Source organism: Pseudoalteromonas luteoviolacea CPMOR-1, assembly GCF_001625685.1.
In the GTDB taxonomy this organism is placed as follows: domain Bacteria; phylum Pseudomonadota; class Gammaproteobacteria; order Enterobacterales; family Alteromonadaceae; genus Pseudoalteromonas; species Pseudoalteromonas luteoviolacea_K.
Map to the genome: position 1 here is coordinate 1 of NZ_AUYC01000075.1, position 452 is coordinate 452.

Annotated in this window: 1 pseudogene; it reads left to right on the forward strand. The window is 38.5% G+C overall.

The features are described from left to right. A pseudogene (locus N473_RS26590) lies at positions 1-347 on the forward strand (transposase); the annotation flags it as partial. Positions 348-452: the final 105 nt, after the last annotated feature.

Consider the following 452-nt stretch of genomic DNA (forward strand, 5'->3'; position numbering starts at 1 on the left):
TTGAAACAGCAAAAGCGGGTAAACAACCCACACCTTTACTGCGTTTTGTAGGTAACCCAAGAAAACACATGCCAAAAGGGCTACCATTTGAATTCAAATACTATGTAGAGCTTGTTGATTTAACAGGTCGGTGTATTCGAGAAGATAAGCGCGGATTTATCACAGACGCTCAGCCTATCTTAGCGAGACTTAACATCCAGCCAGAAAATTGGTTAAAGCTAACTACTAAATTTACCAAAGTGTTTAAAGGCTCAGTGGGTAGGCCCGATGCCAAGCAAAAATACTGTGAACATTTAAAGTTAAAGCGACGAGGTAATTTGACGCAGTGTAGTGAGCTACTCGCTTAATCTTTAATACCATTCAAATTCCACTTTCAACGTAGCATATAAAAGCTACATGGCTAGTCATGTCTAAAATCCCATTAAAAATAAAAGTCTAGGTAAAGTATCTCT